This window comes from Halomonas sp. 141 (assembly GCF_002810305.1).
Taxonomy (GTDB): Bacteria; Pseudomonadota; Gammaproteobacteria; order Pseudomonadales; family Halomonadaceae; genus Vreelandella; species Vreelandella stevensii.
In genome coordinates this window covers 136,034-153,391 of record NZ_PINZ01000001.1, presented here as the reverse complement: position 1 = coordinate 153,391, position 17,358 = coordinate 136,034, and the positions used below count along the sequence as shown (strand labels likewise).

Annotated in this window: 13 protein-coding genes; 7 read left to right on the top strand and 6 right to left on the bottom strand. The window is 60.0% G+C overall.

Features of this window, described 5'->3' with window-relative positions; genetic code table 11:
- Positions 1–13: 13 nt before the first annotated feature.
- Positions 14–676, bottom strand: a complete 663-nt coding sequence (locus tag CWI66_RS00755) for a CoA transferase subunit B (RefSeq protein WP_016913783.1) — start codon at positions 674–676, stop codon at positions 14–16.
- A 47-nt stretch (positions 677–723) separates the two neighbouring features.
- Positions 724–1,422 carry a CoA transferase subunit A gene (locus tag CWI66_RS00750; protein WP_016913782.1) on the bottom strand — a complete coding sequence of 233 codons (699 nt, stop codon included), beginning with the start codon at positions 1,420–1,422 and terminating at the stop codon, positions 724–726.
- A 186-nt stretch (positions 1,423–1,608) separates the two neighbouring features.
- Between CWI66_RS00750 and CWI66_RS00745 the strand changes: the two genes are divergently transcribed.
- The 3 genes from CWI66_RS00745 to CWI66_RS00735 all read left to right on the top strand — a co-directional run bounded on the left by CWI66_RS00745 (position 1,609) and on the right by CWI66_RS00735 (position 4,440).
- On the top strand, positions 1,609–2,505 hold the full coding sequence (locus CWI66_RS00745; RefSeq protein ID WP_016913781.1) for a LysR family transcriptional regulator: 897 nt from the start codon (positions 1,609–1,611) through the stop codon (positions 2,503–2,505).
- 151 nt (positions 2,506–2,656) lie between these two features.
- Positions 2,657–3,538 (top strand): acyltransferase, encoded by an 882-nt coding sequence (locus tag CWI66_RS00740; protein ID WP_100730646.1) that lies wholly within the window; start codon positions 2,657–2,659, stop codon positions 3,536–3,538.
- A 119-nt stretch (positions 3,539–3,657) separates the two neighbouring features.
- Positions 3,658–4,440 (top strand): LysM peptidoglycan-binding domain-containing protein, encoded by a 783-nt coding sequence (locus tag CWI66_RS00735; protein WP_100730725.1) that lies wholly within the window; start codon positions 3,658–3,660, stop codon positions 4,438–4,440.
- 61 nt (positions 4,441–4,501) lie between these two features.
- Here the strand turns inward: CWI66_RS00735 and gcvT are convergent, their stop codons facing one another.
- The gene (gcvT, locus tag CWI66_RS00730; protein ID WP_081135535.1) at positions 4,502–5,614 is read right to left on the bottom strand and encodes a glycine cleavage system aminomethyltransferase GcvT; all 1,113 of its coding nucleotides are present in this window, start codon (positions 5,612–5,614) and stop codon (positions 4,502–4,504) included.
- Positions 5,615–5,702: 88 nt separating this feature from the next.
- Positions 5,703–7,106 (bottom strand): alanine/glycine:cation symporter family protein, encoded by a 1,404-nt coding sequence (locus CWI66_RS00725; RefSeq protein WP_100730645.1) that lies wholly within the window; start codon positions 7,104–7,106, stop codon positions 5,703–5,705.
- Positions 7,107–7,514: 408 nt separating this feature from the next.
- Here CWI66_RS00725 and gcvH point away from each other — a divergent pair, with 408 nt between their 5' ends.
- The gene (gcvH, locus tag CWI66_RS00720; RefSeq protein ID WP_081135530.1) at positions 7,515–7,904 is read left to right on the top strand and encodes a glycine cleavage system protein GcvH; all 390 of its coding nucleotides are present in this window, start codon (positions 7,515–7,517) and stop codon (positions 7,902–7,904) included.
- A 163-nt stretch (positions 7,905–8,067) separates the two neighbouring features.
- Positions 8,068–10,959: an aminomethyl-transferring glycine dehydrogenase gene (gene gcvP, locus CWI66_RS00715; RefSeq protein ID WP_100730644.1), complete on the top strand. Its 2,892-nt coding sequence runs from the start codon at positions 8,068–8,070 to the stop codon at positions 10,957–10,959.
- Positions 10,960–10,992: 33 nt separating this feature from the next.
- Here gcvP and CWI66_RS00710 read toward each other — a convergent pair whose 3' ends face one another.
- Entirely contained in the window at positions 10,993–11,892 is a 900-nt protein-coding gene (locus CWI66_RS00710) for a LysR family transcriptional regulator (RefSeq protein ID WP_100730643.1), read from the bottom strand.
- A 216-nt stretch (positions 11,893–12,108) separates the two neighbouring features.
- Between CWI66_RS00710 and ppnN the strand changes: the two genes are divergently transcribed.
- Entirely contained in the window at positions 12,109–13,491 is a 1,383-nt protein-coding gene (ppnN, locus tag CWI66_RS00705) for a nucleotide 5'-monophosphate nucleosidase PpnN (RefSeq protein WP_039178066.1), read from the top strand.
- A gap of 51 nt (positions 13,492–13,542) precedes the next feature.
- Positions 13,543–14,271, top strand: coding sequence for a sulfite exporter TauE/SafE family protein (locus tag CWI66_RS00700; RefSeq protein ID WP_016913771.1), 729 nt, complete (start codon positions 13,543–13,545; stop codon positions 14,269–14,271).
- Between the two features lie 156 nt (positions 14,272–14,427).
- On the opposite strand, the gene CWI66_RS00695 is transcribed toward CWI66_RS00700, so the two are convergent.
- On the bottom strand, positions 14,428–17,139 hold the full coding sequence (locus CWI66_RS00695) for a cation-translocating P-type ATPase (protein ID WP_100730642.1): 2,712 nt from the start codon (positions 17,137–17,139) through the stop codon (positions 14,428–14,430).
- Positions 17,140–17,358: the final 219 nt, after the last annotated feature.

The window sequence follows — 17,358 nt, the reverse complement described above, 5'->3', positions numbered from 1 at the left end:
CACGCCACCCACGTCATGCGTCGAAGGTCATTTCTGGCACATGGTCGGGGACGATCAGCTTGCCCGCGGTCTTTTCGACGATCTCCTCCACGCTGACCCCAGGCGCACGCTCCTTGAGAATGAACGCGCCGTCCTTGATTTCAAGATAAGCCAGGTCAGTCAGCACTCGATTGATGCAGCCAGCCCCGGTCAGCGGCAGCGAGCATTTTTCCAGTAGCTTGGACTCACCATGCTTGGAAGCGTGAGTCATGGTGCAGATGATGTTCTCTGCGCCCGCCACCAGATCCATGGCGCCGCCCATGCCCTTGATGAGCTTGCCGGGAATCATCCAGGACGCAATATTGCCCTCCTGGTCCACTTCGAAAGCGCCGAGCACGGTCAAGTCCACATGCCCACCACGAATCATGGCGAAGGATTCGGCTGACGAGAAAATGGCCGCGCCGGGACGCGCCGTCACGGTCTGCTTGCCCGCATTGATCATGTCAGGGTCGACTTCTTCCTCGGTAGGAAAGCGCCCCATGCCCAGCAGGCCATTTTCAGACTGCAGCATGACATCCATGCCGTCGGGGATATAGTTGGCCACCAGCGTGGGAATGCCGATTCCCAGATTCACATAGAACCCGTCCTGGAGTTCACGAGCCACTCGCTGTGCCATTTGTTCGCGTGTCAAAGCCATGGTGCCACCTCTTGTCGTTGAGCAGTAATGGAAAATAGGCAAACTGATTAGCTGCGCACGGTGCGCTGCTCGATACGTTTCTCGAACGTGCCCTGAATGATGCGATCCACATAAATGCCGGGAGTATGGATCTGACTGGGCTCCAGTTCGCCTGGCTCAACGATCTCCTCTACTTCTACCACGGTAATCTTGCCAGCAGTAGCGGCCATGGGGTTGAAGTTCTGGGCGGTGTGGCGGTACATGACGTTGCCGTAACGATCGGCTTTCCACCCTTTGACGATGGCGAAGTCACCCTTGATGGCCTCTTCGAGGATATAGTGACGACCGTCGAACTCACGCACTTCCTTGCCTTCACCAATCGGCGTGCCGTACCCGGTGGCCGTGAAGAACGCCGGGATACCTGCGCCAGCTGCGCGCATCTTTTCCGCCAACGTCCCCTGCGGCGTCAGCACCACTTCGATTTCATCATTCAGCATCTGCCGCTCGAACAGCGCGTTCTCGCCTACATAAGAGGCAATAATCTTGCTGATCTGGCGGTCTTCGAGCAGGATGCCCAGCCCAAAACCGTCGACACCGCAGTTATTGGACACCACGGTCAGGTCGCTGACCCCACGGCGCTTGATTTCAGCAATCAGGTTTTCGGGAATGCCACACAGGCCAAAGCCACCTGCAATCACGGTCATGCCGCTTTCCAGGCCTTCCATCGCTTCTTCATAGGAAGATACACGCTTGTCGAATCCTGCCATTGTGTTGCCTCACGTGGTTGGTAAAACGTTATCGGATATTGTTCGTTACGTGGTTGCTGACCAGTCTGGCACAAAAGCTGCGCGCTGGATGCAGTTGCTTCGATAGAGTCAGTGTTGTGCTTGATGATATATTTGTTAAGTTTGTTTTTCTTATCAATTTATTTTAATAACTTATAAAGAGTCCTCATGACCGTCAAGCAGCTCAGGGCCTTTCTGGCCGTGGCCCAAACACTCAGCTTTACCCAGGCATGCGAACGCCTGCATCTTTCCCAACCCGCACTTAGCCTGGCCATCAAGGGGCTCGAAGACTCACTGGGCGGCAAGCTGCTGATTCGCAGCACGCGTAGCGTTCGCCTCACCCCCGAGGGCGAGTCACTGTTTCCGTTGGCCAAGCACCTGCTGGCCCAGTGGGACAATACCGAAGAGCGCTTGCGCCAGCGCTTCACGCTACAGCTGGGCCGCCTGAGCGTGGCCGCCATGCCCTCATTTGCTTGTAATCTGCTACCCGGCGCGCTGGTCAAGTTTCGCCAGCGCTATCCCAAAATCAACGTCACCGTGCACGATGTCATCAATGAGGAAGTCATGGACATGGTGCGCTCCAGGCAGGTCGAGCTGGGCATCGCGTTCGCCCCCGAGGGCGCTGGCAGCTTGAGCTTTACGCCACTCTTCGAAGATCAGTTCGTGGCTGTCGTCCCTCCCGGCTCCCCGCTGGCCCACCGGCACAGCCTGAACTGGCAAGCGCTGCTGCGCCACGACATGATCACACTGCAACGCCCCTCCATGGTAAGACGCTTGCTGGAGCAGGAGTTGGCAAGGCAAGGTATCGAGCTTCCCGTGGCTTTCGAAAGCCATCAGCTCTCGACCGTAGGGCGCATGGTCGCTGCGGGGCTAGGCGTCAGCGCCGTGCCCTCCATGTGCATTCAACAAATGGACGAGCTAGGCGCCCACTGCCTGCCGCTGACCGAGCCCGGCATTGCCTGTCGAGTGGGCATATTGACTCACCAGGAGCTCTCGGTGGCCGCCCATGCGTTACGTAACGTACTCATCGAAAACATTAAAACTCCCGGACTGGCGCGCCACTGATCACGCCACGCACGGCAAAGTTATGCTGGGCAGTCTGCGCTTGTTCCATTAGCATTTGTCCCTACAGGCGCAGAGTGCTCCTGGCGCGCCTTCCCTCAGGGAGCCCTGGCAGCCGCTCTGTGCGTAGCATCAGTAGATCGAGGACCGCGGTATGCCAATCATCAAAGGGGCTGTCAGCATCTTGCTGCTGACGCTGAACACACTGGTTTGGGGTGTGCCCCTGATTATTTTGACGCTGCTCAAGGTCATCACTCCCGGCCGTAAAGCTAAGGAGTGGCTGCTGAAAGGACTGTGCGCGGTGGCCTTGAACTGGATCGGCGTGAACCTCTGGTGGATGCGCCTGTGGTTGAAGCCTCAGGTGTCCATTCAGGTGCCTGACAACCTAACGCCTGAGCAGTGGTGGCTGGTCATCTCCAATCACCGCAGCTGGACCGATATTTTCATTCTGTTCATGGCGCTGCACCGCCGCATCCCAATGCCGCGCTTTTTTCTCAAGCATCAGCTGATCTGGATTCCGATTGTCGGACTGGCCTTTTGGGCACTGGAATTCCCCTTCATGCGACGTTTTACCCGCGAGCAGATTGCCAGAAACCCAAAGCTGGCCACGATCGACAGAGAATCCACCGAGCGAACTTGCCGCCGCGCACGGCACGCCCCCATTTCGATATTCAACTTTGTGGAAGGCACTCGTTTCACGCCGCTCAAGCGTGACGCTCAGCAGAGCCCTTACCGTCATCTGTTACGCCCCAAGGCGGGCGGCGTCGGACAAGTACTTAGCCTGCTGGGCAACCAATTGGATGGTATCCTTGATGTCACCATCAGCTATGCCAATCCGACGCCAACCTTCATGGGCTTTCTGTGTGGCAAAGAAGCCCCCATTACCCTCGAAGCCCGGCAGATTGCCATCCCGGAGTGGATGCAGGATGCCAACTACCACGAAGATTCGCAGCACAAGGAACGCTTCCACGCATGGATCAATTCACTGTGGCAGGAAAAAGACGCGCTGCTGGACACTCTCAGCGATCACGACTAGGGCTTTGGCTGAGCGCTTGCCTGGTTGTCAGCCTGCTGGCGGGCTGTGCCAGCTCGACACCGGCGACCAGCCAACGCACTTCGGAAAGCAGCAGTGCCAGCGCATTGAGCGGTGGCTGGATCGAGGTAGGCCGAGGAGACACCTTGGGGCAGTTGGCAGCTCGCGCCAATGTGCCCATCGAGCGTCTGGAGCGTTTCAATCCGGGCGTCAATGCTCAGCGCCTGAACGTCGGCCAACGGCTGTTGATTCCCACCCAGCAGGAGCGCGCACCCTCAGGCGGGCCTTACCGCTATCAGGTACGCGCGGGTGATACCTACTCTGGCATTGCACGCCATTTCGGCACGACCACAGGCAGGATACAAAGCGCCAACCCTGGCACCCCCGCCACCGCACTGCGGGTGGGCCAGATCATCAGCGTACCCTTGAGTGGCAGCGGCAGAGCCGTCGCAGCCAGCAGTGGCGGGTCGAGCAGCTCATCGGCAGCACCCGCGACGCCTGCGGCAACGCCCAGCGCCAGCCTGCCCGCGTCGGCACGCCGCTGGCCCTGGCCGCTGGAAGATTACCGGGTCGTGAGGCGCTTTGGTGCCGATAGCCGTGGCACGCTACAGCCGATGTTGCTGGCCACCCAGGCCGGTGCCAAGGCCAAGGCCGTGGCGCCTGGAGAAGTGCGCTTTGCCGATGGCATGCGCCAGCTGGGTGAGGTGGTGATCGTGCATCATGCAGACAACCTGCAAAGCGTATATGCGCTATGCGAGCGACTGCTGGTCAACGTTGGCCAGCAGGTGAGCGCTGGCGATGCCCTGTGCGAAGTTGGCCAAAGCGCCTCAACGCAGCGCTATGACCTGCTCTTCGACCTGCGCCAGGGCGGCAAGCCCATCGACCCGCGACAGGTGTTGAGATAGAAGGTACTGAGGTAGAAGGTATCGAGCAAGCCCCCGCTTTGGGGGCTTGCACAGAAGTACCTCACCCTCGATAGTAGCCAGGCTCCACGAAAGGCATTGGCGTAACGGTCATGGGCAGCGACTTACCCCGAACCAGCGCAAACACCGTCTTGCCCGGCGCTTCCCATTGCCGTTCCACGTAGCCCATGGCCACGGGCTTACCGACGCTGGGGCCAAACCCGCCGGAGGTTACCTGACCGATCTCCTGGCCTGACTCATCCACCAGCGTGACGCCTTCACGTACCGGGGCACGCCCTTCCCCCACCAGACCGACCCGCTTGCGGGTATGATCCTTGGCATCCACCTGATGCAGAATGATATCCGCCCCCGGGAAACCTGCCGGGCGCTCTCCCCCATGGCGGCGCGGCTTGCCGATGGCCCAGATCAAGCTGGCCTCTACCGGCGTGGTGGTCATGTCCATGTCGTGGCCGTAAAGGCACAGTCCCGCCTCAAGACGCAGGGAATCCCGCGCCCCCAGGCCAATCGCTTCCACTTCCGGTTCGGCGAGTAGCGCTTCGGCCAACGCCTGGCTCGCTTCTGCGGCCACGGAAATCTCGAAGCCATCCTCTCCGGTATAACCGCTGCGGCTTATCCACACCTCGTGACCGACCAGGCTGAAACGACCATGCTGCATGAACGTCATGTCACAGGCCGCGGGGCACAGGCGCTGCATGACATCACGCGCCTGGGGCCCTTGCAGCGCCAGCAAACCTCGGTCCAGCACGTCGATCTGGTGAGTAGAACCCAGGTTGGTGCGTAGATGAGCAATATCCTGATCCTTGCAGGCCGCATTGACCACCAGATAGAAGTGATCTCCAGCGTTCACCACCATCAGGTCATCGATGATTCCGCCCTCGGTCCCGGTAAACAGGCCATAGCGCTGCTGGCCAATCTTCAGCCCCACCAGATCGGCGGGAATCAATGTCTCCAGCGCTTCTGCCACATCGTCGCCGGACACCAGAATCTGCCCCATGTGCGACACGTCAAACAGACCGCACTGCTGGCGCGTATGCTCGTGCTCCTTTTTCACACCCAACGGGTACTGCACGGGCATCTCATAGCCCGCAAAGGGCACCATTTTCGCGCCTAACTGAGTGTGCAGTGCATGCAGCGGCGTACGTTTAAGTTCGGTCATGGGCTTCCTCAATGGTCAAAAGAGAAACGGGAAGCCTTAAAGGCTTCCCGGCTCTGGTGGATCTTATCTTCCCGCCTGTGAAAGGCGCTTATTTATCGTGATCCAGGGCTTCACCCGGCAGGATGTCCTTACCCGCAAAATAATCCCGAGTGAGTTTAAACACAACCGGCGACAGCAGCGCCAGCGCAATCAGGTTGGGAATGGCCATCATCGCGTTGAAGGTATCGGCCATCAGCCAGATGAAGCCCAGTTGCGCGATGGCTCCCAGCGGGATGGCCAAAACGAAAAGCACGCGGTACAGCATGATGGAGCGCGTGCCAAACAGGAACTGGCAGCACTTCTCGCCGTAGAACGACCAGCCCAGAATGGTGGTAAAGGCAAAGATGGCCAGCGCCACGGCCACGATCTGATTACCAAAGCCCGGCAAGGCCGCATCGAAGGAGAGCGCGGTCAGAGAGGCCCCTGCTTCGCCATCGATCCACACCGTCGAGGTCAGAATGACCAGCGCGGTGATGGTACATACGATGATCGTGTCGATGAACGTGCCCAGCATGGCGATCAAGCCCTGACGAACCGGGTTGCGGGTCTGCGCTGCCGCATGGGCGATGGGCGCGCTGCCGAGGCCCGCTTCGTTGGAGAAGATACCCCGGGCCACGCCAAAACGAATGGCCGCCATGACGGCAGCACCGGCAAAGCCACCGGCAGCGGCAATCGGGTTGAAGGCGTAGTAGAAGATCAGCCTAAAGGCCTCGCCAATTTGCCCCGCGTTGACGATCAGCACCAGCAGCCCAGCCAGTACATAGGCAACCCCCATGATGGGCACCAGCTTACCGGCCACCTTGGCAATACGCTTGATACCACCGAGAATCACCGCCCCGGCCAGCACCATGATGATCACCCCCGTCAGCCAATGGGGAACGCCAAAGGTGGCATCCATGGCATCCGCCACCGAGTTGGACTGTACGGTATTACCGATACCAAAGGCGGCCACGGCGCCAAAGAATGAAAACAGACCACCCAGCCATAGCCACTTCTTGCCCAGGCCGTTCTTGATGTAGAACATCGGCCCACCGATGTGGTTGCCCGTGCTGTCGGTTTCACGGTAACGCACCGCCAGAACCGCCTCGGCAAATTTCGTTGCCATGCCCACTAACGCGGTGATCCACATCCAGAACACAGCACCTGGCCCGCCCAGCGCGATGGCCGTGGCGACACCGGCAATGTTGCCCGTGCCAATCGTCGCGGACAGCGCCGTCATCAAGGCGTTGAACGGCGAAATTTCCCCATCACTGCTGGCTTTCGATGCGCTCTTGTCAGCAGGTTTTACATCGCGGCCTTGCCACATTAGCTTGAAACCCATGCCGAGCTTGCGTATCGGCATCAGTTTCAAGCCAATTTGCAGGTAGATACCCACCCCCAGCAGCAGCACCAGCATCAACGGCCCCCACACCACGCCGTTAATGGCCCCTAATAGGTTCGTTAACATTTCCACACGACTCTCCTTAACCGAAGGATTAGCAAGTTTATTATAAAGGTCCGGTCACGCTTTCCCCATGACGCTCAGGGAAGAAGCTCCTGCGCCTGCCTACCATAGCGTCTACTGCACGCTAAAAAACGCAAGATTGGCATGTTTTATACCATCTTACTGGTGAACATCCATGGTCATGTCGCCAAACGGCAGAGAAAGCCTCTTTTTTTGGAAAATCAAACGCGCGTCGCCCTAAAGTGAATAGCGTCCAATTTTTTCTCTTTTTGCCACTGATGAGAAACTTGTTTCCAATTGGAAACAAGGTACCATACGCACATGGCACACTAGACAACCCGTGCCCAACAGTCGCCAAGCTGACCGACAGACGCTAGTATGCTGTCGTTCACTCCACTGTTTAACAAGGGAACCTTCATGAGCAATCTTCCAGCTAATTTGCGCTACGCTGCCAGCCACGAATGGGTACTGGATCATCAGGACGGCACCGTTACCATCGGCATCACCGACCACGCCCAGCAAGCGCTGGGCGATGTGGTCTTCGTCGAGCTGCCGGAGGTCGGTCAGAGCCTCAGCAAGGGCAAGGAGTTTGGCGTGATCGAATCGGTCAAGGCTGCTTCTGATCTCTACTCGCCGGTGGATGGCGAAGTGATCGAGGTCAATGAAGCGCTGGAAGATGCGCCTGAAACGGTCAATGAAGCCCCTTACGAAGGCGGCTGGATCATGAAGGTGCGCGTCGAAGGCCAGGCCCTCGAAGGCCTGCTGGACGCCGATGCCTATCAGGCGTCGCTCAGCGCCGACGATTGATAAGCTTTACCCGAACGCCTGCCTCCGTGCAGGCGTTCACGTTAACACCCTGATGCATCATGCGGCCGCCTACCCCTTGGCGGGTTGGACACGCTGCACCGTAGCCACGCTGAACCGGCTGCCCTGAGACCCACGGTTTACTCATCACGTTCGGAACCTTCCCATGCCTTTTGAAACACGCCGTTTGGCCGAACTGGCCGACCACGATGCTTTTATCAAACGCCATAACGGGCCTAGCCCCGACGATGTCGCCACCATGCTAAAAGCGCTCGATTTGCAGCACATGGAAGATCTGATCGAGCAGACCGTGCCAAGCGACATTCGCTTGGGCCGCGAACTGGCACTGGACGCCCCCCGTAGTGAAGCAGAAGCCCTGGATTACCTGAGCCAGCTGGCACGCCAGAACCGCGTGGCCAAAAGCTACATTGGCCAAGGTTATTACAATACCCACATGCCCGCCGTGATTCAGCGCAACGTGCTGGAAAACCCCGGCTGGTATACCGCCTACACGCCTTACCAGCCCGAAATTTCTCAAGGGCGCCTGGAAGGTCTGCTGAATTTCCAGCAGGTGGTCATGGATCTCACCGGGATGGAGCTTGCCAACGCCTCCCTGCTCGATGAGGCCACCGCCGCCGCCGAGGCCATGGCACTGTGCAAGCGCGGCAACAAGAAGAGCAAGTCCAACACCTTTTTCGTGGCTGAAGACGTCTTCCCGCAAACCCTGGACGTCATCAAGACCCGCGCGGAATTCTTTGGCTTCGAACTGAAGATTGCACCGGCGGAGCAACTGGCAGACGAGGAGGTGTTCGGCGCGCTGGTTCAGTACCCGTCCGCCAGCGGCAACATCACCGACCTCGCGCCGCTGCTCGCCAAGGCCCAGGAAAAGGGCGTCATGACCTGTGTCGCCACGGATCTGCTGAGCCTGGTACTGCTGAAAGAGCCCGGTATTTTGGGTGCCGACATCGTGGTGGGCAGCTCGCAGCGCTTTGGCGTACCCATGGGCTTCGGTGGCCCCCACGCGGCGTTTTTTGCCACCTCCGACAAGCTCAAGCGCTCCATTCCGGGCCGCATCATCGGCGTTTCAAAAGACAGCCGTGGCAAGACCGCGCTGCGCATGGCCATGCAGACCCGCGAACAGCACATTCGTCGCGAGAAGGCCACCTCCAACATCTGTACCGCCCAGGCGCTGCTGGCCAACATTGCCGGTTTCTATGCCACTTATCACGGTGCCGAGGGGCTGCGCAAAATTGCTGGCCGCGTTCACCGTCTGACCACCCTGCTGGCCACCGGCCTGCAACAGGCGGGTGTGCAGCTGGCCAACGATAGCTGGTTCGATACGCTGCGCCTTACCCAGGTCGATGCTGGCAAGATCCATGGCCGCGCCATGACCCATGACATCAACCTGCACTATTTCGCCAATGGCGATGTCGGCATCAGCCTCGACGAAACCACGACGGCCCATGACGTCGCGACCCTGTTCGATGTGCTGCTCGGCGATGAGCACGGTCTTTCCGTCGCCGCCCTCGACGAGCAAGTGGTGGAAGGCAAGCTGGCAGGCATTCCGGCCGAGTACCAGCGGGAAAGCGACTTCCTGAGCCATCCAACGTTCACGCGCTACCGCAGCGAAACCGAAATGCTGCGCTACCTGAAACGCCTGGAGAACAAGGACCTCTCACTGGCCCATGCCATGATTCCGCTGGGCTCATGCACCATGAAGCTCAACGCCACCAGCGAGATGATTCCGGTCTCCTGGCCTGCCTTCGCGCACCTGCACCCCTTCGCACCTCGCGACCAGGTGGCGGGCTATCATCAGATGATCGACGAGCTGGCCGCTTTCCTGGTGGAAGTGACCGGCTATGATCATATCTCCATGCAGCCCAACTCTGGTGCTCAGGGCGAATATGCCGGCCTGCTGGCCATTCGCCGCTACCAGGCCGCCCAAGGGGAAGCCCACCGGGATGTGTGCCTGATTCCCAGCTCTGCCCACGGCACCAACCCGGCATCTGCCGCCATGCTGAGCATGGAGGTGGTGGTGGTCGAGTGCGACGCCAACGGCAATATCGACCTGGCCGACCTGACCCAGAAGGCCGAGCAGTACAGCGAGCGGCTCTCGGCGGTGATGATCACCTACCCGTCTACCCACGGCGTATTCGAGTCCCACGTTCGTCAGGTGTGTAAGGTGATTCACCAGCACGGTGGCCAGGTCTACGTGGACGGCGCCAACATGAACGCCCAAGTGGGGCTGACACGCCCAGGCGACTTCGGCGGGGATGTATCGCACCTCAACCTGCACAAGACCTTCTGCATTCCTCACGGGGGTGGCGGTCCGGGCATGGGCCCCATTGGCGTCAAGGCGCATCTGGCTCCTTACGTTTCCAACCACGTGGTCACGCCCATCGATGGCGTACAGCCCGGTGGCGCAGTATCTGCTGCCGCCTTTGGCAGCGCCTCGATCCTGCCCATCTCCTGGGCGTACATCAAAATGATGGGGGCGCGGGGGCTACGCGAGGCAACGGAGATCGCCATTCTCAACGCCAACTACATCGCCAAACGGCTGGCGCCGTCCTACCCGATTCTCTATCGCGGTCAGAACGGCTATGTGGCCCACGAGTGCATCATCGACATCCGCCCGCTCAAGAGCGCCTCGGGTATCAGTGAAGAAGATATCGCCAAGCGACTGATGGACTATGGCTTCCATGCGCCGACCATGTCGTTCCCGGTGCCCGGCACGCTGATGATCGAGCCTACCGAGTCCGAATCACTCTACGAGATCGACCGCTTCTGCGACGCGATGATTGCCATTCGTGAAGAGATCGCGCGCGTCGAGAATGGAGAGTGGCCGCTGGACAACAACCCGCTGGTCAATGCGCCGCATACCCAGGCCGACGTCATGGACAGCGACTGGCAGCGCCCCTATGACCGCCAGCTAGGGGCTTTCCCCAGCGAAGCCGTCGCCGCCGCCAAGTACTGGCCGTCGGTCAACCGAGTGGATAACGTCTTTGGTGATCGCCAACTGGTGTGCTCGTGCCCCAGCATTGACGAATACCGCCGCTAGGCAAGCCCCCCTCACACGCCTCTGGGGCCCTGTTCAGGGTTCCAGAGGCGTCGTTTCTTGTAGCCGCTGGTCATAGAAGCCCTTGAGCAGCTTCTCGTAACGCTTGGGCAACACGGAATCCTTGCGCCGCAGCAGATAGAGCACTTCGTGAATGACCTGCGACAGTGGCAGCGGCTTCACCTGGCGCTGCCAGGGAGAAGTTTCCAATACCAGCCGTGACACGACGGTAAAGCCGAGCCCCCGGGCCACGGCGTCCAGCACCATGCTGACTTCGTTGGTAAACCCCTGATGGCGAAAATGCGTCATGGAGCGAAACTCGTCGGGGAAGTTGGCCCGTAGCAGCGCGTTGGCGTGATTGATGCCATCGTAGTAATTGATGAAGCCCAACCCCATCAGTTCGGCCAGGGTACTGCCCGCGAAGTCGGCGGGTACCACCAGGCACAGGGGCTCCTTGTGCCAGACGGTGCAAGCAAGCTCGGTATGATTGAGCTGCTCGGTGACGATGCCGATATCGTAACGCCCTTCCAACAGGTCGTTGACGATTTCATGATTGAAGGCAAAGCTGTAGTTGACGGTCAGGCTGGGGTGCATCTGCTGCTGCCCCAGGATGTAGGGGTAGAACATCAGCCCGACGCTGCCAGGAGAGGCAATGCGGCACTCGCCGCTATCCAGCGAATCATCGTCCAGCCCATGCCTGAACTGCTCATGTTCGGCGAACAGCTTCAACGCATAGTCGTAAGCGCGACGACCAGACTCGGTCAGCGTGAAACTGCGCCCGTGACGCTCGATCAGCGCTTTATCCAGATAGGTTTCCAGCTTTCTGACATGCTGGCTGACGCCTGGCTGCGTCATTTCAAGGCGTCGTGCGGTGCGCGTGAAACTGCCCGTCTCCACCAGCGTGATAAAGGTACGAAAGTATTGAGCGTTGAACATGGATTCCCGGCAACTTCATCATTAACGGTCACTGTCACAGTGAGGATCATTAGGGCGCCTAACGCGGATGCCTGCCAGCGCCAAGCCTCTAGCCTAGCATAAAATGCACCCGCCTCGGCCATGGCACCCCCGAGGCGCAGCAAGGCTGCTGAACGTGAATGAGCGGCATGCTAGTATGCCGGTTGGTCATGATCATACTCAGGGATAGTCCATACAATGACGCAACCTTCAGCACCCCGCGCCACCATTTCCAGCATCATTTCTCCCGAAGGCAGCCTGGAAGTACTGTCTCAGCATGAGGTCAATCGCCTCAAGAGCACCTCGAAAAGCGGGTTGCATGACTTGTTGCGCCGCTGCGCCCTCGCCGTGCTCAACTGCGGCAGCCCTACCGATGACAGCCTGGCCCTTCTCGAAGCCTACAAGGATTTCGACATCGAAGTGCTGCAGCAGGATCGCGGCATACGCCTGAAGCTCACCAACGCGCCAGCGGAAGCCTTCGTTGACGGACGCATGATACGCGGCATTCGTGAGCACCTGTCGTCAATCATCCGCGACATCGTCTACGTCTATAACGAGATCCAGCATCATAATCGCTTCGATCTCAGCACGGGCGAAGGCACCACCAATGCCGTGTTTCACATTCTGCGCAAGGCGGGCACGCTGAAGCCGGGCCGCGACCCGAGCCTGGTAGTGTGCTGGGGCGGCCACTCGATCTCCCGTGAAGAGTACGAATACACCAAGGACGTCGGCTATCACCTGGGTCTTCGCGATCTGGACATTTGCACCGGCTGCGGCCCGGGGGCCATGAAAGGCCCCATGAAAGGTGCCAACGTCGCGCATGCCAAGCAGCGCCGCAAGGAAGGCCGCTACCTGGGCATTTCCGAGCCTGGCATCATCGCTGCTGAAGCTCCCAACCCGATCGTCAATGAGCTGGTGGTGATGCCGGACATCGAAAAGCGCCTGGAAGCCTTCGTGCGCCTGGGCCATGGCATCATCGTGTTCCCCGGTGGCGTGGGTACCGCCGAAGAGATCCTTTACCTGCTGGGCATTCTATTGCACCCCGGCAACCAGGACATTCCCTTCCCGCTGATCTTCACCGGCCCCGCCAGCTCCGCCGCCTACTTCGAGAAGATCGACGAGTTTCTGGTCTACACCCTGGGTGAAGAGATCCGCCGCTTCTACACCATCATCACCGGGGACCCGGCGGCCGTGGCGCGCAAGATGCGCGATGGCATCCACCAGGTCAGCGAGTTCCGCCGCCAGCACCAGGATGCGTTCTACTACAACTGGCGCCTGACCATTGCCCGCGAGTTCCAGGCACCCTTCGAGCCTACCCACGAAGCCATGCGCAGCCTGGCGCTGCACCGCCAGCAGCCCACCCACGAGCTGGCAGCCAACCTGCGCCGCGCTTTTTCGGGCATCGTGGCAGGTAACGTGAAAGAGCCGGGCATTCGGGCCATCGAGGCCCACGGGCCTTTCGAACTGACCGCAGAGCCCGAGCTGATGCAGCGGCTGGACGACCTGCTCGGCTCTTTCGTGGCCCAGGGCCGCATGAAACTGGACGGACAGCCCTACACGCCCTGCTATGTGCTCAAGTAATCCCATGTGCTCAAGCAAGCCCATGTACTCAAGTCATCTGAGTAACGCCGCATGATCGTTGCCTTTCTGACGCTGATGGCCGCGGGAATCATCAAGGGCGCCATCGGCTCTGGCGTACCGGTCATCGTCATTCCCGTGCTGACCATGCTGTACGACGTCAAGCTGGCCATTGCCGTGCTGGTGGCCCCGAACCTGTTCAGCAATGCCCTGCAGGTCTGGCAGTACCGCCACCATCTGCTGCCGCATCGCTTTCTGCTCTGGTTCGGCCTCTCCGGTGGGCTGGGCATCGTGATCGGCACCTGGGGGCTGGTGGTACTGTCGCCCACGCTGCTGTCGCTGGGCGTGGCGGCGGCCATCGTGCTCTACCTGGCCATCAAGCTGGCCAACCGCAGCTTCACACTGCCTTTCCCACTGGCGCAGCGCATCGTGTTGCCGGTGGGGCTGGTGGCAGGTGTGCTGCAAGGCGCGGCGGGCATGTCCGCCCCGGCGTCGGTGACCTTTCTGAACGCGATGCGTCTGGAACGCCCGGTGTTCATCGGCTCGATATCGGTGTTCTTCGTGGCGATCACCCTGGTGCAGATTCCGGCCCTGCTCAGCGCCGGGATTCTCACCTGGGAGCGCTCGCTGTACAGTCTGGCGGCCCTGCTGGTCATTCTGGCGGCCATGCCGCTGGGCGCCCGACTGGGCAAACGCCTGCCCCATCGCTGGTTCGACAGGCTCATCATGTGCCTGCTGGCCACGATTGCCGTCAAGATCGTCGTGGATGCATTGATGGCCTGAGGCTATACTGACGGCTGTCCGTTGCCGGGCTGCGCTCGGCATCAGGTACTTATTACCTCTTACTTCAGCACCAGGGAAAGGAGCGACCCATGGAAATGATCAATCAACTGAGCGATGGCAACGTTTCTGCCGCCTGCCCTTGGCAGGCGGCAATAATCATTTCCTCCGGCGCAGGATACTTTTCTCCACCTCGACCACGCCATACACGGCCATACTTCCCACCAGAATGGCGAGCCAGTGGTGAGCAGAAAGCCCCTCGCTGACCAGCACGAACTGCATGAAGGGTACATAGGTAAACCCCAGTTGCAGCAGCAGGACCAACCCGATGGCAAGCCACACCGGCCGACTGCCAAACACGCCTTCCCAGGTCAGCGTACTGTTGAGCAAGTATCGGCTATTGATCAGGTAAGCGGCACTGCCCGCCACCAGCATGTTGACCGCCCCCGTGCGAGCCAGCGCTTCGCTACCCCCCTGCCCCAGAATCCAGTTGAACATGCCGAATACGCCAATCAGCAGCAGTAGCGATACGAACACCACCCGCCAAAGCAAAAAGAGGTCCAGCAGCGGCGCTTTGGGGTCCCGGGGCGGTCGCTGCATCAGGTCCTTCTCACCGGATTCGAATGCCAGCGCCAGGCCCAGCGTAATGGCCACTACCATGTTCACCCAGAGCGCCTGCAGCGGAGTCACCGGCAGGCTCGTGCCCGCCAGCACGGCCAGCATGATGGCCAGCCCTTGGGCACCGTTGGTAGGCAGGATGAAGGTAATCGTCTTGCGAATGTTGTCGTAAACCTTACGCCCCTCTTCGATGGCGTGGACGATGGTGGCGAAATTGTCATCGGCCAGCACCATTTGCGAGGCATCCTTGGCCGCTTCCGTTCCTTGAATGCCCATGGCGACACCCACATCTGCCCGCTTGAGCGCCGGGCCATCGTTGACCCCATCACCCGTCATGGCACACACGCCTCCACGCGCCTGCATGGCCTTGACCAACCGCAGCTTGTGCTCTGGTGACGCCCGAGCAAACACATCCACCTCCAGAATGATCGCTTCGAGCTGCTCATCCGACATGGCCTCCATTTCACGCCCGGTCAAGGCCCGTTCGGTGTGCTGAAATCCCAACTGGCGGGCAATGGCCAGGGCGGTGGCAGCATGGTCTCCGGTGATCATCACCGGGCGAATACCGGCGCGCTGGCAGCGTTTCACCGCCTCGATGGCCTCTTCACGGGGCGGGTCCAACAGCCCTATCAACCCCAGCAGGCGCAACCCCGACTGCACATGAGGGTGGTCGAGCTCAGCGTCTTCTTCCATTGCCTTCTCGGCAATCGCCAGCACCCGCAAGCCTTTCGAGGACAGCGCTTCGATATGCGCCTCCCACTCGCTGGCTACCAGCGGGGCTTCGCCTTCATCGGTGATCACATGGCTGCTCATTTCGATAATGCGATCCGGCGCGCCCTTGACCAGCAGCCGCCGCCCACCCTCAAGGTCATGCAGCGTGGCCATGTACTTGTGCTCTGATTCAAAAGGAATCGCATCGAGACGCGGGTACTGCTGGCGCAACGCCAGGTGATCAAGCCCCGCTTTCTCGGCAGCCACCACCAGCGCCCCTTCGGTGGGGTCGCCAAAGATTCGATAGCGTTCATCTTCCTGGTGAAGCTCGGCATCGTTGCATAGTACGCTGGCCAACAGGCAACGTTGCAAGGCAGGTTCATGGGCCCGTCCATTGCACTGCGCCTCGGTGGCCGCTCCTTCCCGGCATAGCTTGCCATGCGGGGCAAAGCCGATACCCTCGAGCGTAAAACGGGCATCCTGCAGCCAGATGGCCTGGGCAGTCATCTCATTACGGGTCAGAGTGCCGGTCTTGTCGGAGAAAATGGTGGAAATCGAACCCAGCGTTTCCACGGCGGGCAGCCGCCGGATAATGGCTCTCCGCTTGGCCATGCGCTGAACGCCCAGCGCTAGGCCAATGGTCACAATCGCAGGCAGGCCCTCGGGAATGGCCGCTACCGCCAGGCCCACGGCCGCCATGAACATCTCGCCCAAGGGCTGCTGATGCAGCCAGGTACCCAGCAGCGCCGTGATCCCAGCGGCCAGCAGGATAAACACCGCCAGTACTCGGCCAGCTCTATCCAACTGCTGTAGCAATGGCGTCTTGATCTGCTCGACACTGCGCAGCAATTCGGAAATCTTGCCAATTTCCGAGCGCCCTCCGGTCGCCACCACCAGGCCCCGGGCATTCCCCTGCACGACCAGCGTGCTGGCAAACGCCATGTTCGAACGCTCGGCAAGCTCGGTATCGCGGGCCAGCGGTTCGGGCTGCTTATCGACGGGTACCGATTCACCGGTCAGGGCAGCCTCATCGGTTTTCAAGCGCCGTACTTCCAGCAACCGAACATCCGCAGGCACGCGATCCCCGCTCTCGAACAGCACGATGTCCCCGGGCACCAGCGCTTCGGCGGGCACCGTGGTGCGCTGGCCATCGCGCAGCACGTTTGCCTGGGGAGAGAGCATGTTGCGAATACTGTCCAGCGCCTGCTCGGCCTTGCCTTCCTGGAAAAAGCCGATCAAGGCAATGATCAACACCACGCCCACGATGGCGGCCGCATCAATCACGTGGCCCAGCAGAAAGCTGGCCACCGCCGCGACCACCAGAATCAGCATCAGAATATTGGCAAACTGCGCCAGCAGCCGCTTGTACCAGGGGCGCCCTTGGGCCTGCTCCAGGCGGTTTTCACCATACTGAGCCAAACGCGCCTCTGCTTCTTCGCGGCTCAGACCTTCACGGGTCGCCGACTGTTGCGCCAACGCTTCGTCTACCGATAGCCCATGCCATGCCTCGGGCGTTGCAGCCTGCTTGCCTGTGCGACTCATCCTTGCCTCCTGATCGATGCGCTTGAGTAGACCTTCCACCTGCCCAAGAGCATACCGTACCCGGCTGCACAGAATGATTTCCACCGCTCAAAACTTGACGTATATCAAGAGACACCAACATGAGCCAACGAAAAAAGCCGCTGCAATAAATGCAGCGGCTTTTTCGACATTGGTCGGAGTGACAGGATTCGAACCTGCGACCTTTGCAACCCCATTGCG

What these genes read in the sequence shown, in the direction of transcription:
- CWI66_RS00745 (WP_016913781.1), top strand. Translation starts at nt 1,609, where the DNA reads ATGACCGTCAAGCAGCTCAGGGCCTTTCTGGCCGTGGCCCAAACACTC.
- gcvP (WP_100730644.1), top strand. Translation starts at nt 8,068, where the DNA reads ATGCCTTTTGAAACACGCCGTTTGGCCGAACTGGCCGACCACGATGCT.
- CWI66_RS00750 (WP_016913782.1), bottom strand. Translation starts at nt 1,422, where the DNA reads ATGGCAGGATTCGACAAGCGTGTATCTTCCTATGAAGAAGCGATGGAA.
- CWI66_RS00755 (WP_016913783.1), bottom strand. Translation starts at nt 676, where the DNA reads ATGGCTTTGACACGCGAACAAATGGCACAGCGAGTGGCTCGTGAACTC.
- ppnN (WP_039178066.1), top strand. Translation starts at nt 12,109, where the DNA reads ATGACGCAACCTTCAGCACCCCGCGCCACCATTTCCAGCATCATTTCT.
- CWI66_RS00710 (WP_100730643.1), bottom strand. Translation starts at nt 11,892, where the DNA reads ATGTTCAACGCTCAATACTTTCGTACCTTTATCACGCTGGTGGAGACG.
- CWI66_RS00695 (WP_100730642.1), bottom strand. Translation starts at nt 17,139, where the DNA reads ATGAGTCGCACAGGCAAGCAGGCTGCAACGCCCGAGGCATGGCATGGG.
- CWI66_RS00740 (WP_100730646.1), top strand. Translation starts at nt 2,657, where the DNA reads ATGCCAATCATCAAAGGGGCTGTCAGCATCTTGCTGCTGACGCTGAAC.
- gcvH (WP_081135530.1), top strand. Translation starts at nt 7,515, where the DNA reads ATGAGCAATCTTCCAGCTAATTTGCGCTACGCTGCCAGCCACGAATGG.
- gcvT (WP_081135535.1), bottom strand. Translation starts at nt 5,614, where the DNA reads ATGACCGAACTTAAACGTACGCCGCTGCATGCACTGCACACTCAGTTA.
- CWI66_RS00700 (WP_016913771.1), top strand. Translation starts at nt 13,543, where the DNA reads ATGATCGTTGCCTTTCTGACGCTGATGGCCGCGGGAATCATCAAGGGC.